The organism is Pantoea allii (assembly GCF_002307475.1).
Classification (GTDB): Bacteria; Pseudomonadota; Gammaproteobacteria; order Enterobacterales; family Enterobacteriaceae; genus Pantoea; species Pantoea allii.
In genome coordinates, this window is sequence record NZ_NTMH01000030.1 from 34,033 (window position 1) to 48,576 (window position 14,544).

Genomic DNA, 14,544 nt, shown 5'->3' on the forward strand with positions numbered 1-14,544 from the left:
CCGCGTTTCCATCCGGAGGCGCGGTTTAACCTCTGGTGGAAGCGTAGCATGGATAAAAACCGATCACGCGCGGGAGAGGGCGTTTCGCTCCAGCGTATTGCACAGCAGGCCGATCGGCTGATGGTGGTGCTGTGTTGGATATTGTTGGTGATTTCAGTCATTGTGGGCAGCTTTTATCAGGCAACTCTGCTGGCGGTCATCGTGGGGGCTGGCCTGGCCCTGGTCGCCACGCTGGTGGGATGGCTGGCAAATGGCACGCTGTTTTCACGATTATGGCTGGCCTTCACGCTCATCGGTTTCGCGGGCTTACTGATTCAGCTGGGCCAGGGTGAAACCGAATTTCACTTCTCGGTGTTTGTCTTGTTGTCAGTGCTGCTGGTTTATCGCGACAGCAGACCGCTACTGATGGCCGCCGCGACAGGTGCAGTGCATCATCTGCTGTTCAACTATCTGCAGGAAAACGATCGGTTTGGCATCGTGGTCTTTCATCATCCCGGCCTGAATATGGTGTTATTCCACGGGTTGTTCGTGGTGGTACAAACCGCGATGCTGGTGGTGATTGCGCGTCAGATGGCGGCAGACATGCGTTCGGCGAGCGAGGTCGCCCAACTGGCCGCCTGGATCAACCGTGAACCGGGTTGCCTGACGCTGTCGGCGGATACGCAACAGAGTCAAACGCCGTTCGCCAAAACCTTTAGCCAGACGCTGGGCACCATGCGCGGTACGCTAAATCAGGTCAGCCACGGCGTCTCCGCACTGCTGCAGGAATCCGACAGCATGCTGTCGCGCAACGCCGCCCTGTCGCAGCGCACCGACGAGCAGGCGCAGGCGCTGGGCGTTGCCACTGCGGCAATGTCGCAAATCAGCGTCGCCGCCAGTCATACGCGGGATAAAGCGCAAACGGCCTGCGACCTGGCCCGTGAAACCTGTCAGGTTACCCGCCAGGGACAACACAATATTCAGCAGGCAATGGCCTCCATGGCGCAAATTAACGTGGAGTCGGGGCGGGTCAAAACCATCCTTGAGCTGATCGACGGCATCGCGTTCCAGACCAATATCCTGTCCCTGAATGCCTCGGTGGAAGCCGCCCGCGCCGGGCAGGAAGGCCGTGGCTTTGCCGTGGTCGCCAACGAAGTACGCACCCTGGCGCAACGGTGTGAAAATGCCGCCCGTGATATTCGCCAGCTCATGGATATGTCCAGTTCCAGTGCCGAGCAGGGCACCGTACAGGTTGATCAGGCCGCCCAGACCATGCAGGCCATTCTCGTCAGTATCGACAGCCTTTCCCGGCTCGTGAACGAGCTGTCGGCGATGAGCGTGCAGCAGAATCAGAGTATCGAACAGATTCAGCACAGCATTAACAGCATTGACGACAGCGTGCATCACAACGTTAAACACGTGACGGAAACGCTTCAGGTGGCGCAGCAACAGCGTCAGCAGGCCAGTGCATTACAGCAGGCTATCTCACTGTTCCGTTTTAGTTAAGCGGGGCAGGCAGAGACGCGGTCGTGGGAGCGTGCGGCTGAGGGCGCAGGTGCAAACCCGGCCATTGCCGCGCAGAGTGGCGCGGGCGCGTCACTGACGTCGTATTGAGCCGCCGTAAATCAGCAGGCCAGCCAGCTTCACGGGCTGGCCTGCTGGACGACGGCTGTTTTCAGGGCAAACGGTTATTCGACGCCTTTCACCAGCAGAACACGGTAATTAGCGCCTTTCAGGCGGTGCTGTTTCGCCTCCTGATATTCTGGACTGTCATACCAGGCGTGGGCGGCGTCGGTGCTTGGGAATTCAATAATCACCACACCTTCCGCTTCAGGCCCTTCCAGGGTTTCCAGCTCGCCATAAAAGGCTAAAGGCTTGATGGGATGGTTGCCATGGGCCTTACCCGCTTTCTCAGCGTAGATGGCCATTTCATCCTGATTCAGGGTATTGTCACGAATAAATACAACGTAAGCGCTCAACGTGTTTCTCCTCAGGCTTTTTTATCTTGGGTTTGTGTATCAAAGTCCGATGCGTCATGACGCTCGCGCAGCTGATCGGCTGGCTCGCCCATCACACGGTTTACTTTGCGGCCGCGTACAACGGCCGGACGCTGGGCGATCTCTTTGGCCCAGCGCACCACATTTTTGTAGGACTGAAGGTCAAGGAACTCTGCCGCATTGTACTGGTTGTAGAGCACCATGCTGCCGTACCACGGCCAGGTCGCGATATCCGCGATAGTGTAATCATCACCTGCCAGATAACGGTTGTCAGCGAGCTGGCGATCCAGCACGTCAAACTGACGCTTCGCTTCCAGCGAGAAGCGGTTGATCGCGTATTCAATCTTTTCCGGTGCGTAGTGATAGAAGTGGCCAAAGCCGCCGCCAAGGTAAGGGGCAGAGCCTTGCAGCCAGAACAGCCAGTTCAGCGTTTCGGTACGTTGAGCCGGATCTCGCGGCAGGAAATAACCATATTTTTCCGCCAGATAGAGCAGGATGTTGCCGGATTCAAATACGCGAATGGGCGGGGTAGCGGAATGATCGCACAGTGCCGGGATTTTGGAGTTAGGGTTGATCTCAACAAAACCGCTGGTGAACTGGTCACCTTCACCAATATTGATTAACCAGGCATCGTACTCTGCATCGTTCACGTTCAGCGCCAGCAACTCTTCCAGCAGAATCGTCACTTTCTGGCCGTTAGGTGTGCCAAGAGAGTAGAGCTGCAGCGGATGCTTACCCACTGGCAGGGCTTTTTCATGGGTAGGGCCCGCGGTAGGACGGTTTGTGCTGGCACCATTACCTTTCGCTTCCGGGTCCCACTTCCAGACTTTAGCGGGCTGATAGTGTTGTTCAGACATGATGAGGTTCGCCTTTTTGTGTTTGGAGTTTTCACGAGTGTAGCAGTTGCCAGCGCGCCGGTTTAACCCTGATGGCGGTGACTTTGTATCGCTTTACTACCGTGCTACAGACAGCTTTACCGCTTTTTGACGTGCATTTTCCTGGCGCAAATCACATTCATTACGCCTGAGCGTTGCTATGCTAAAACGGTTTAGTAAACTTTTAGCTGCATCTGAGTAGGGAGAATAATATGTCAGCGCGAGTCTGGTGTCTGGGTGACGCCGTGGTGGATCTGCTTCCGGACGGGCCGGGGCATTTAATACAGTGTGCCGGTGGGGCGCCGGCGAATGTGGCGGTCGGGATTGCCCGTTTGCAGGGCAGCAGCGGCTTCATTGGCCGGGTCGGGGACGATCCTTTTGGTCACTTTATGCAACATACGCTGGCGACTGAGCAGGTTGATACCCGCTATATGACGCTCGACAGCGCCCAGCGTACCTCAACGGTGGTGGTGGCGCTGGATCATGAAGGTGAGCGGACTTTTACCTTTATGGTACGGGCCAGCGCAGATCTGTTTCTGGAAGACGGCGATCTCCCCACCTTTCAGCCGGGTGAATGGCTTCACTGCTGCTCGATTGCTCTGGCGGCGGAACCCTCACGTTCCACCACCTTTTCTGCCATGCAGCAGATAAGTGATGCCGGTGGTTTTGTCAGCTTTGATCCCAATATTCGTCACGATCTGTGGCGTGATGACGTCCAGTTACGGGACTGTGTGAACCGGGCGTTGCAGCTGGCTGATGTGGTCAAACTGTCTGAGGAAGAGCTGGTGTTTCTGACCCAGGATGCGCAAGGCGATGACAGTATGCAGGCGCTGGCTGAACGCTTTGCGATTCCGCTGCTGATGGTTACCCAGGGCAAAGCCGGGGTAAAAGTCTGGCATCAAGGGCAGCATTATCACTATCCCACGCTGCCTGTAGTCAGCGTAGATACCACCGGCGCAGGGGATGCGTTTGTCGCCGGGCTGCTGTGGGGCCTGGCGGAAAAAGGAATGCCAGCCAATGAGGCTGAACTGGCGGCACGGCTCAGCAGCGCCCAGCAGTGCGGCGCGCTGGCGACCACGGCGAAAGGGGCCATGACTGCGCTGCCTTATCGTCATCAAATTGAAGGATAATTAGTCGATAACACCGCGATTTATGGACGAACCGCCATCGCCCGCATCAGGTCAGCCTGCGGGCGGTGTCCCGGTCAGCGTCAACGGATCGCGCGACGAGTACATTAACGGGCCAACCATTCCAGGTGGCTATGCAGCCTGTCGCGTCAGGCTACGGTTAACCAAGCGGCCCCTGGCTGTGCTGAATCACTGGCTGCTGGCGATAGGCAGCGTTAAGGCTGGGATTGCCAGTGCCAGTGCCAGGGTTCGCCCCTTTGCCTGTTGCAGGTCGCCAGGCGCCAACGGCGCAGCGCGACCGGTTTTAACCGATGTCAGTCTGTTTCCCCGCCCATTTTTGGCCGCCCCCGTTGGTGGACGGCCCGTGCTGTCCGGTTCCGCAAGGACAGCGACGCGGATCATAAACTTTATCGCCAGTCACGCTTTGCTGTGAGGCAGTTCACTCATTCGCCCTTCCTTGCTTTACATCCCCATCCCGGCCTCGTAATGTCAGCTTAATGTGAGCGGATAACAATTTTACGCAGGAGACTGCCATGACCCTGGATACACATTCACTAGCGGCCGTACTGGCCCGGCGCGACTGGGAAAACCCCGGCGTCACCGAACTGAACCGACTGGACGCCCATCCCCCATTTTACAGCTGGCGCAGCGCGGAAGCGGCGCATGAGAATGCACAATCTGCACAGCGAAAAAGCCTGAGCGGCGAATGGAAATTTGCCTTTTTTCCTGCGCCCGAGGCGGTGCCGGACAGCTGGCGCACCCACGACCTGAGCGATGCGGTTACTCTCGCCGTGCCGTCAGTCTGGCAGATGCAGGGCTACGATGTGCCGGTTTATACCAATGTGACCTATCCCATTCCGGTTGATCCGCCGCGCGTTCCGGCTGAAAATCCCACAGGATGTTATTCGCTCACATTTAATGTCGATGCTGACTGGCTGCAAAGCGGGCAAACCCGAATCGTGTTTGACGGCGTGAATTCCGCCTTCTATCTCTGGTGCAACGGACGCTGGGTGGGATACGGCCAGGACAGCCGCTTGCCATCTGAGTTCGATCTGAGCGAGTTTCTGATCGGCGGTGAAAACCGACTGGCCGTTATGGTGTTGCGCTGGAGCGATGGCAGCTACCTGGAAGATCAGGATATGTGGCGCATGAGTGGCATTTTTCGCGATGTCTCCCTGCTGCATAAGCCCGCCAGCCATATCCGTGACCTGCGCATTCGTACCCACTTTAACGACGATTTCAGTCGTGCCCGGCTGGAAGCCGAGGTGCGCGTAGCCGGGGCGCTGGATGACGACTTACGGGTTAGCGTGCAGCTCTTCGCGGCTGACCAACTGACCGGCGAAGCGACCTCGCCACTGGGCAGTGCAATTATTGACGAGCGCGGCGCGTGGAACGACCGGGCAACGCTGTGTATCAAGGTCGATAACCCCGCGCTGTGGAGCGCCGAAACCCCGCATCTCTATCGGGCTGTTGTGCAGTTACATCGGGCAGACGGCACGTTGATTGAGGCGGAAGCCTGCGACGTAGGATTCCGTCACGTCAGCATTGAAAACGGCCTGCTGTTGCTGAACGGTCAGCCATTGTTAATTCGTGGCACCAACCGGCATGAACACCATCCTGAACGCGGTCAGGTGATGGATCGCGACACCATGGTGCAGGACATTTTGCTGATGAAGCAAAACAACTTCAACGCGGTGCGTTGCTCCCATTATCCTAACGATCCCTTGTGGTATCGCCTGTGTGACTATTATGGCTTGTACGTAGTCGATGAAGCCAATATCGAAACCCACGGCATGGTGCCGATGAATCGTCTGAGCGACGATCCCACCTGGCTGCCTGCGATGAGCCAGCGCGTCACGCGTATGGTGCAGCGCGATCGTAATCATCCCTGCATTATTATCTGGTCACTGGGCAACGAATCGGGCCACGGCGCGAACCACGATGCGCTGTACCGCTGGCTGAAAAGCGAAGATCCGTCCCGTCCGGTACAGTACGAAGGCGGCGGCGCGAATACGGCGGCCACCGATATTATCTGCCCGATGTATGCGCGGGTCGATCAGGATCAACCTTTCCCGGCCGTGCCGAAATGGTCCATTAAAAAATGGCTGTCTATGCCGGGCGAACAGCGTCCGCTTATTCTCTGTGAATACGCCCATGCTATGGGGAACAGCCTTGGCGGCTATGCAAAATACTGGCAGGCATTTCGTCAGTATCCGCGTCTGCAGGGCGGTTTTGTCTGGGACTGGGTCGATCAGTCATTGATTAAACATGACGATAACGGCGAACCCTGGTCCGCTTACGGTGGCGATTTTGGCGATACGCCCAACGATCGTCAGTTCTGTATGAACGGACTGGTTTTTGCCGATCGTACGCCCCATCCTTCGCTTTATGAAGCCCGTCACGCACAGCAGTTTTTCCAGTTCAGACTGCTACCGGGCAGCGAACGCACGCTGGAAGTGACCAGTGAATACCTGTTCCGTCACAGCGATAATGAAATCCTGCACTGGTCGGTTGCCCAGGACGGCAATCTGCTGGCCTCCGGTGACGTCACGCTGGATATCGCCCCGCAGGGCAGCCAGCAGATCAGGCTACCGGACGTGCCGCTGCCTGAATCCGCAGGCCAGCTCTGGCTGACGGTGCGGGTGGCGCAGCCTCAGCCGACCGCCTGGTCAGAAGCCGGTCATATCAGCGCCTGGCAACAGTGGCCGCTGGACGAAATTCTGAGCATCGCCGTACCCTCTCCGGCGGCGAACGCGCCTCAACTCAGCAGCAGCGAAGCCAGCTACAGCATTGCGGTCAACAACCAGCGCTGGGAATTTTGCCGTCATCAGGGCGCACTGATGCAGTACTGGATTGACGATAAGCCGCAGTTACTGACACCGCTGCTCGACCAGTTCACCCGCGCGCCGCTGGATAACGATATCGGTGTCAGCGAAGTCACCCGCATCGATCCCAATGCCTGGGTAGAGCGCTGGAAAGCGGCGGGCCACTATCAGGCAGAGGTGATGAACCTGCAATGCAGTGCTGAAACGCTCTCCAGTGCGGTCGTGATCACCACCGCCCATGCCTGGCAGTTCCAGGGCAAAACCCTGTTTATCAGCCGTAAAACCTACCGCATTGATGGATTTGGCGAGATGGCGGTAACGGTCAATGTGGAGGTGGCAAGCGGCACGCCTTATCCGGCCCGCATCGGTATGAGTTGTCAGCTGACCGAGATTGCCGACCGGGTGAACTGGTTAGGCCTGGGACCGCATGAAAACTACCCGGATCGCCTGACCTCGGCCTGCTTTGATCGTTGGGATTTACCGCTGAGTGAGATGTACACCCCGTATGTCTTCCCCACCGAGAACGGGCTGCGCTGTGGCACGCGAGAACTCAGCTATGGCGCGCATCAGTGGCGTGGCAACTTCCAGTTCAACATCAGTCGCTACAGTCAGAAACAGCTGATGGAAACCAGCCATCGCCACCTGTTACAGCCTGAAACGGGCACGTGGCTCAATCTTGATGGCTTCCATATGGGCGTCGGCGGAGATGATTCCTGGAGCCCGTCGGTATCACCAGAATTCCTGCTCAGCGCAGGACGTTATAGCTACCAGTTTATCTGGGGGCAGCAAAAATAATGCGCGGGCAGGCTCGCGCCTGCCTGATGCTTGCTTGAGGACGTCCGTTATGTACTATTTAAAAAATTCGAATTTTTGGCTGTTTGGTTTTTTCTTCTTCTTTTACTTTTTCATCATGGGTGCCTATTTCCCGTTCTTCCCTATCTGGTTGCATGATATCAACCACATCAGCAAAGGGGATACCGGCATTATTTTTGCCAGTATTTCGCTGTTTTCTCTGCTGTTTCAGCCGCTGTTTGGCCTGTTGTCCGATAAGCTTGGCCTGCGCAAACACCTGCTGTGGGTGATCACCGGCATGCTGGTGATGTTCGCCCCTTTCTTTATTTACGTTTTTGGCCCGCTGTTGCAGGTGAATATTCTGGCAGGTTCGATTGTTGGCGGTATTTACCTGGGCTTTATCTACAACGCCGGGGCACCGGCAATTGAAGCCTATATTGAGAAAGTCAGTCGCCGCAGCAACTTTGAATTTGGTCGGGCACGTATGTTTGGCTGCGTAGGTTGGGCCTTGTGCGCCTCCATCGTCGGTATCATGTTCACCATCAACAACCAGTTCGTGTTCTGGTTAGGCTCAGGCTGTGCCGTGATTCTGGCGCTGCTGCTGTTCTTCTCCCGTACCAGCACCTCGTCGTCAGCCACGGTCGCCCAGGCGGTTGGCGCGAATCAGTCAGGCTTCAGCCTGAAGCTGGCTCTGGAGCTGTTTAAGCAGCCAAAGCTGTGGTTTTTGTCGCTGTATGTGGTGGGCGTGTCCTGTACATATGATGTGTTCGACCAACAGTTTGCTAACTTCTTCACCTCTTTCTTTGCCTCCGGCGAGCAGGGCACGCGGGTATTTGGCTATGTGACCACCTTGGGCGAATTACTGAATGCCTCGATCATGTTTTTTGCCCCGTTGATCGTCAACCGTATCGGCGGCAAGAACGCCCTGTTACTGGCCGGAACCATTATGTCAGTGCGCATTATTGGTTCCTCCTTTGCCACTAGCGCCGTGGAAGTGGTGATCCTCAAAACGTTGCATATGTTTGAGATTCCCTTCCTGATTGTTGGCTGCTTTAAGTACATCACCAGTCAGTTTGAGGTGCGCTTCTCTGCCACGATTTATCTGGTGTGCTTCTGTTTCTTCAAGCAGTTAGCCATGATTTTCATGTCGGTTCTGGCAGGTAACATGTACGAAAGTATTGGCTTCCACGGTGCCTATCTGGTGCTGGGCTGTATTGCGATGGCCTTTACGTTGATCTCGGTTTTCACCCTCAGTGGGCCGGGGCCCTTGACGCTTTTACGCCGTCAGGCTGCCTGACCTCACTGTCATAACCTGACCGGATGGGCTCGATGGCGCATCCGGTTGTCTGCTTTCTCACCGCTTTCCCGCCTTCTTTTTCTGCCGCATCGCTTCATTTTGCGAACTGTCTCACATTCATAAAATCGGTTTAGCAAATTACTTTGCCTGAAAATACATCGATGAATATCATCCGCAAACTAAACCGGTTTAGCAAAAAACAACATCACGACCCTTACCTTTTCTGGGATGTAAAACGATGAGAAAAAAGGCACTTGCCGTCACCGTTGGTCTGCTATTGAGTTCGGGGCCGGTTCTGGCAGCAGAACCAAGCATGAGCAGTATTGAAGCACGGCTGGCAGCACTGGAGCAGCGGTTACAGGCGGCAGAACAGCGGGCGAATGCGGCAGAAAATCGCGCGGAAGCGGCAGAAAAACAGGCTCAGCAGCTTGCCAGCGCGCAGCAAAAGAGCCAGGCCACCGCGACACAGGTTGAACAGCGTACGGCGAAGCTTGAACAGAAAGCGAGTAGTGAAGAGGGTTTTGAATTTCACGGCTATGCCCGCTCTGGGTTGCTGATGAACAGTTCGGCGACGAAAACCCAGGGTGGCCCCACCGTGACGCCTGCGGGGGAAACCGGCGGGCACGTGGGACGTCTGGGTAACGAACCTGATACTTACGTAGAGCTGAATCTGGAACATAAACAAACGCTGGAAAACGGCGCGACCACCCGCTTCAAGGCGATGCTGGCCGACGGTCAGCGTACCTATAACGACTGGACGGCTTCCAGCAGCGACCTCAATCTGCGTCAGGCGTTTGTCGAACTGGGCCAGCTCCCGACCTTCACGGGGGCGTTCAAAGACACAACTGTCTGGGCAGGTAAACGCTTTGACCGGGATAATTTCGATATCCACTGGATCGACTCCGATGTGGTGTTTCTCGCCGGTACCGGGGCGGGTATTTACGACATGAAGTGGAGCGATCAGGCTCACAGTAACCTGTCGCTGTATGGACGTACGTTCGGTGATATTGAGAATAACGATAACACCGCGCAGAACTACATCCTGACCGCCAACAACTTTTACGGCCCGTTCCAGCTGATGCTGAGCGGCATGCGCGCGAAAGACAACGATGACCGACTGGATGTGAACGGCCTTAAAGTCAAAGGCGACGCCGCAAATAGCGGTGTCCATGCGCTGCTGGGGCTGCATAACGACAGCTTCTATGGCCTGCGTGAAGGGTCTGCGAAAACCGCGCTGCTCTACGGGCACGGTTTAGGCGCAGAGGTGAAAGCCATTGGGTCAGACGGGGCGCTGTTACCGGATGCCGATACCTGGCGACTGGCCAGCTACGGCATAACGCCACTGGGCGGCGACTGGCATATCGCGCCAGCGGTGCTGGCACAAAGCAGCAAGGATCGTTACGTCAAGGGCGACAGTTATCAGTGGGCCACCGCCAACATGCGTCTGATTCAGGGGATAACGGAGAACTTTGAAATGCAGTATGAAGCCACCTATCAGTATATGGATTTACGTCCAGAGGGCTTCAACCAGCGCAGTGCGGTCAGTGGTAACTTCTACAAACTGACCGTCGCGCCTACGCTGAAAGCCAGCAACGTAGGGGAATTCCTTAAGCGACCGGAAATTCGCCTCTTTGCCACCTGGATGGACTGGGACCACCGACTGGATAACTATGCGCGCGGCGATGCCTTTGGCAGCAGCGGTTTTGAAGCCGGCGGTGAATGGAACTTTGGCGTACAAATGGAAACCTGGTTCTGACGATCCGGCCCTGCGGGGCCGTTTCTGGCGGGTTGACACCATCACACGATAACACAGAGGTTTTTTATGGATTTTGTACACATCTCCCGTGCATTACTGCCGTTGCTGGGTGGCAAAGAAAATATTGCCAGCGCGGCGCACTGCGCGACCCGGCTCCGGCTGGTGCTGGTCGATGACGCCAAAGCGGACACCAGCGCAATTGGTAAGATCGACGGGGTAAAAGGCTGTTTCCGTAATGCCGGACAGCTACAGGTGATTTTTGGCACCGGGGTGGTCAACAAAGTCTACGCAGCCTTTGTCGCGGAAGCCGGTATCAGCGAATCGAGTAAATCCGAAGCGGCCGACATTGCCGCCCGCAAACTCAACCCGTTCCAGCGGATTGCCCGGTTACTGTCGAATATTTTTGTTCCAATTATTCCGGCGATTGTCGCATCCGGCCTGTTAATGGGCCTGCTGGGGATGGTCAAAACCTATGGTTGGGTTAACCCGGAAAATGCCCTGTATATCATGCTGGATATGTGCAGTTCGGCGGCGTTTATTATTCTGCCGATCCTGATTGGCTTTACGGCGGCGCGTGAGTTTGGCGGTAACCCATTTTTGGGTGCCACGCTGGGCGGCATTCTGACCCATCCGGCCTTAACCAATGCATGGGGCGTGGCGTCCGGTTTCCACACCATGAACTTCTTTGGAATTGAAGTGGCAATGATCGGCTACCAGGGCACGGTGTTTCCGGTGCTGCTGGCCGTGTGGTTTATGAGCCTGCTGGAAAAACAACTGCGGCGCATTATCCCTGACGCGCTCGACCTGATTCTGACCCCGTTCCTGACCGTCATTATTTCTGGCTTTGTGGCGTTGCTGATTATCGGTCCGGCGGGACGCGCGCTGGGTGACGGCATCTCCTTCATACTCAGCACGTTAATTGCCCATGCTGGCTGGCTGGCCGGATTACTGTTTGGGGGGCTTTACTCGGTGATTGTGATTACCGGCGTGCACCACAGCTTCCATGCCATTGAAGCCGGACTGCTCGGTAATCCCGCTATCGGCGTCAATTTTCTGTTACCCATTTGGGCAATGGCGAACGTTGCCCAGGGTGGCGCATGTCTGGCGGTGTGGTTTAAAACCAACGATCCTAAGATCAAAGCCATTACCTTACCTTCGGCGTTTTCGGCCTTACTGGGGATCACCGAAGCCGCCATCTTTGGTATCAATCTGCGCTTTATGAAGCCGTTTATCGCCGGATTGATCGGGGGAGCCATCGGCGGTGCCTGGGTGGTGTCCGTTAAGGTCTATATGACCGCCGTCGGGCTGACCGGCTTACCCGGTATGGCGATTGTTCAGGCCAGTTCGCTGCTGAACTACGTTATTGGTATGGTTATCGCCTTTAGTGTCGCCTTTGTGATCGCTTTCCTGCTGAAGTACAAAACGGATTCTGAATAATGGCCCTGAAAAACCTGCTGCCCGCCATGCTTAAGGCGGTGATGAAAGGCCAGCCCAACGCGCGTGAGGACAGCCACTATCCCGGCTGGCACCTGGCACCGGTGACGGGGCTGCTGAACGATCCCAATGGATTTATCCACTTCAACGGACAGTATCATCTGTTCTATCAGTGGAATGCACTGGGCTGCGAGCATAAGCACAAATGTTGGGGCCACTGGCGTTCAGCCGACTTACTGCACTGGGAACACGAGCCGGTCGCGCTGTTGCCCGATGAAGAGTATGACCGCAGTGGATGCTATTCCGGCAGCGCGGTGGACAACAACGGCGAGCTGACCCTGTGTTACACCGGTAACGTCAAATTCGAGGACGGCTCGCGCACCGCCTGGCAATGCCTGGCCGTGCAGAACAGCGAGGGCGGATTCGACAAGCTGGGACCGGTCATTCCGCTGCCCGAAGGCTACACCGGCCATGTCCGCGATCCTAAAGTCTGGCGGCATGGCGCGCACTGGTACATGGTGCTGGGCGCGCAGGACAGGCAGTTACAGGGCAAAGTCCTGCTGCTGCGTTCCAGCGACCTGCACCACTGGGAAAACCTGGGCGAAATTGCCGGTAGCGGCCTGGGAGGACTCGGCGCGGCGGGCTATATGTGGGAATGTCCCGACCTGTTTACCCTGGGAGCCTCGACGTTTCTGATCTGCTGCCCGCAGGGCATTGCCCGGGAAGAGAAGCGCTATCTGAACACCCATCCCTGCGCATGGCTTAGCGGCACGCTCGACTATGAGCAGGCGCATTACCAGCACGGCGCCTTCAATGAACTGGATGCCGGCTTTGAGTTTTATGCCCCGCAGACCACGCTGACCCAGGACGGACGCAGGCTGCTGGTGGGGTGGATGGGCGTACCGGACGGCGAAGAGATGCGCCAGCCGACCGTGGCGTTTGGCTGGATTCATCAGATGACCTGCCTGCGTGAGCTGACGGAGCGGGAAGGCCGACTGTACCAACAGCCGGTCGCGGAGCTGCAGGCGCTGCGGCTGGACGAGCAGCGCTATCACGGCAGTGCGGACTGGGCACCCGAGATAGAGGCCCGGCGTCTTGAGCTGGTGCTGACGTCCGACGGCGATATCACGCTGGACTTTGCCGATACGCTGCGGCTGACCTGGCATCAGGATGCGCTTTGTCTGGCACGCCGCAGTCTGGAAAACGGCGAATGGCTTTATCGTCACTGGTGCGGCCGCGCACGCAAACTGCATATTCTGTGCGACCACTCCAGCGTAGAGATTTTTATCAACGACGGAGAAGGTGTGATGAGCAGCCGCTACTTCCCGCAGCATCCTGCCCGTTTACACCTGAGCGGCAGCGCAGAAGTCACTGCCTGCTACTGGTCGTTACGATCCTGCATGGTAGAATAAGCCCTTGTTTCCTTAAACGAAGCACCGACGTGAAAAAAACAAAGCGCGTTACCATCAGTGATATCGCTGCGCTGGCCGGGGTGTCAAAAGCCACGGCCAGCCTGGTGCTCAACGGGCGCGGTAAAGAGCTGCGCGTGGCAGAAGAGACGCGCGATCGCGTCATGTCCCTTGCACAACAGCACCATTATTTGCCAAGTATCCACGCCCGACTGCTGCGCGAAAACCGCAGCCATACGTTAGGGCTGGTGGTACCGGAGATCACTAACTACGGTTTCGCCGTTTTTTCTCACGCGCTGGAAAACCTCTGTCGTGAGGCCGGGCTGCAACTGCTGATCTCCTGTACCGATGAAAATGCCAGCCAGGAAACGTTGGTGGTGAACAACCTTGTCTCACGTCAGGTGGATGGCCTGATCGTCGCGTCAAGTCAGCAAAGCGACAGCGATTACCTGAAGCTGAGTGAACAACTGCCGGTGGTGCTGTTTGACCGTCATGTGAATAACAGCAGTTTGCCGCTGGTGATCACCGATTCCCTTACGCCGACCGCCGAGCTGGTAGAGCGCCTGGCGCGTGCGCATCCCGATGAGGTGTATTTCCTGGGCGGTCAGCCACGACTTTCACCGACCAAAGATCGTCTGGCCGGTTTTATGCAGGGGCTGGAGCGCGCCGGTGTGAGTCCACGTCCGGAATGGATTATTCAGGGCAACTATCATCCCAGCAGCGGCTATGAGATGTTTGCCGCCCTGTGTGCCCGTCTTGGCAGACCACCCAAAGCGCTGTTTACCGCCGCCTGTGGCCTGTTGGAAGGGGTACTGCGTTACATGAGTCAGCACCGTCTGCTGGAGAGTGATATTCACATCGCCAGTTTCGACGATCACTACCTGTATGATTCGCTGTCACTGCATATCGATACCGTGGAGCAGAACGTCCCTCGCCTGGCGCAGGAGTGTTTTTCCGTCATTACCCAGATGATTCAGGGGCAGGAACCGGCGGACAAGCAAATTATCTTGCCCGCCAGGCTGCGTTACCGGTCCTCTCTGGCGCGTTAACGCC

The 14,544-nt window shown here is 56.7% G+C and carries 11 protein-coding genes; 8 read left to right on the plus strand and 3 right to left on the minus strand.

The window, feature by feature from the left end; all coding sequences use genetic code 11:
- The first annotated feature begins 48 nt into the window (after positions 1–48).
- On the plus strand, positions 49–1,485 hold the full coding sequence (locus CMR03_RS09680) for a methyl-accepting chemotaxis protein (protein WP_096011407.1): 1,437 nt from the start codon (positions 49–51) through the stop codon (positions 1,483–1,485).
- Positions 1,486–1,667: 182 nt separating this feature from the next.
- On the opposite strand, the gene CMR03_RS09685 is transcribed toward CMR03_RS09680, so the two are convergent.
- The gene (locus CMR03_RS09685; protein WP_063878049.1) at positions 1,668–1,958 is read right to left on the minus strand and encodes a DUF1330 domain-containing protein; all 291 of its coding nucleotides are present in this window, start codon (positions 1,956–1,958) and stop codon (positions 1,668–1,670) included.
- 11 nt (positions 1,959–1,969) lie between these two features.
- Complete coding sequence (gene yghU, locus CMR03_RS09690; RefSeq protein ID WP_063878050.1) at positions 1,970–2,833, minus strand: glutathione-dependent disulfide-bond oxidoreductase; 864 nt, start codon at positions 2,831–2,833, stop codon at positions 1,970–1,972.
- A gap of 230 nt (positions 2,834–3,063) precedes the next feature.
- On the opposite strand from yghU, the gene CMR03_RS09695 reads away from it, so the two are divergent.
- Complete coding sequence (locus CMR03_RS09695; protein ID WP_096011408.1) at positions 3,064–3,981, plus strand: aminoimidazole riboside kinase; 918 nt, start codon at positions 3,064–3,066, stop codon at positions 3,979–3,981.
- Between the two features lie 186 nt (positions 3,982–4,167).
- Here the strand turns inward: CMR03_RS09695 and CMR03_RS09700 are convergent, their stop codons facing one another.
- Positions 4,168–4,380: a hypothetical protein gene (locus CMR03_RS09700; protein WP_096011409.1), complete on the minus strand. Its 213-nt coding sequence runs from the start codon at positions 4,378–4,380 to the stop codon at positions 4,168–4,170.
- 131 nt (positions 4,381–4,511) lie between these two features.
- On the opposite strand from CMR03_RS09700, the gene CMR03_RS09705 reads away from it, so the two are divergent.
- The 6 genes from CMR03_RS09705 to CMR03_RS09730 all read left to right on the plus strand — a co-directional run bounded on the left by CMR03_RS09705 (position 4,512) and on the right by CMR03_RS09730 (position 14,540).
- Positions 4,512–7,598, plus strand: coding sequence for a beta-galactosidase (locus CMR03_RS09705; protein WP_096011410.1), 3,087 nt, complete (start codon positions 4,512–4,514; stop codon positions 7,596–7,598).
- 49 nt (positions 7,599–7,647) lie between these two features.
- On the plus strand, positions 7,648–8,892 hold the full coding sequence (locus CMR03_RS09710) for an MFS transporter (RefSeq protein WP_096011411.1): 1,245 nt from the start codon (positions 7,648–7,650) through the stop codon (positions 8,890–8,892).
- Between the two features lie 238 nt (positions 8,893–9,130).
- On the plus strand, positions 9,131–10,648 hold the full coding sequence (locus tag CMR03_RS09715) for a carbohydrate porin (RefSeq protein ID WP_063881080.1): 1,518 nt from the start codon (positions 9,131–9,133) through the stop codon (positions 10,646–10,648).
- Positions 10,649–10,714: 66 nt separating this feature from the next.
- A complete protein-coding gene (locus CMR03_RS09720; RefSeq protein ID WP_063878055.1) occupies positions 10,715–12,085 on the plus strand; it encodes a sucrose-specific PTS transporter subunit IIBC in 1,371 nt (456 codons plus the stop codon).
- On the plus strand, positions 12,085–13,494 hold the full coding sequence (locus CMR03_RS09725) for a sucrose-6-phosphate hydrolase (RefSeq protein WP_096011412.1): 1,410 nt from the start codon (positions 12,085–12,087) through the stop codon (positions 13,492–13,494). The genes CMR03_RS09720 and CMR03_RS09725 overlap by 1 nt, the downstream gene beginning before the upstream one ends.
- Before the next feature lie 29 nt (positions 13,495–13,523).
- A complete protein-coding gene (locus CMR03_RS09730) occupies positions 13,524–14,540 on the plus strand; it encodes a substrate-binding domain-containing protein (protein ID WP_096011413.1) in 1,017 nt (338 codons plus the stop codon).
- Positions 14,541–14,544: the final 4 nt, after the last annotated feature.

What these genes read in the sequence shown, in the direction of transcription:
- CMR03_RS09680 (WP_096011407.1), top strand. Translation starts at nt 49, where the DNA reads ATGGATAAAAACCGATCACGCGCGGGAGAGGGCGTTTCGCTCCAGCGT.
- yghU (WP_063878050.1), bottom strand. Translation starts at nt 2,833, where the DNA reads ATGTCTGAACAACACTATCAGCCCGCTAAAGTCTGGAAGTGGGACCCG.
- CMR03_RS09695 (WP_096011408.1), top strand. Translation starts at nt 3,064, where the DNA reads ATGTCAGCGCGAGTCTGGTGTCTGGGTGACGCCGTGGTGGATCTGCTT.
- CMR03_RS09700 (WP_096011409.1), bottom strand. Translation starts at nt 4,380, where the DNA reads ATGATCCGCGTCGCTGTCCTTGCGGAACCGGACAGCACGGGCCGTCCA.
- CMR03_RS09705 (WP_096011410.1), top strand. Translation starts at nt 4,512, where the DNA reads ATGACCCTGGATACACATTCACTAGCGGCCGTACTGGCCCGGCGCGAC.
- CMR03_RS09710 (WP_096011411.1), top strand. Translation starts at nt 7,648, where the DNA reads ATGTACTATTTAAAAAATTCGAATTTTTGGCTGTTTGGTTTTTTCTTC.
- CMR03_RS09715 (WP_063881080.1), top strand. Translation starts at nt 9,131, where the DNA reads ATGAGAAAAAAGGCACTTGCCGTCACCGTTGGTCTGCTATTGAGTTCG.
- CMR03_RS09720 (WP_063878055.1), top strand. Translation starts at nt 10,715, where the DNA reads ATGGATTTTGTACACATCTCCCGTGCATTACTGCCGTTGCTGGGTGGC.
- CMR03_RS09725 (WP_096011412.1), top strand. Translation starts at nt 12,085, where the DNA reads ATGGCCCTGAAAAACCTGCTGCCCGCCATGCTTAAGGCGGTGATGAAA.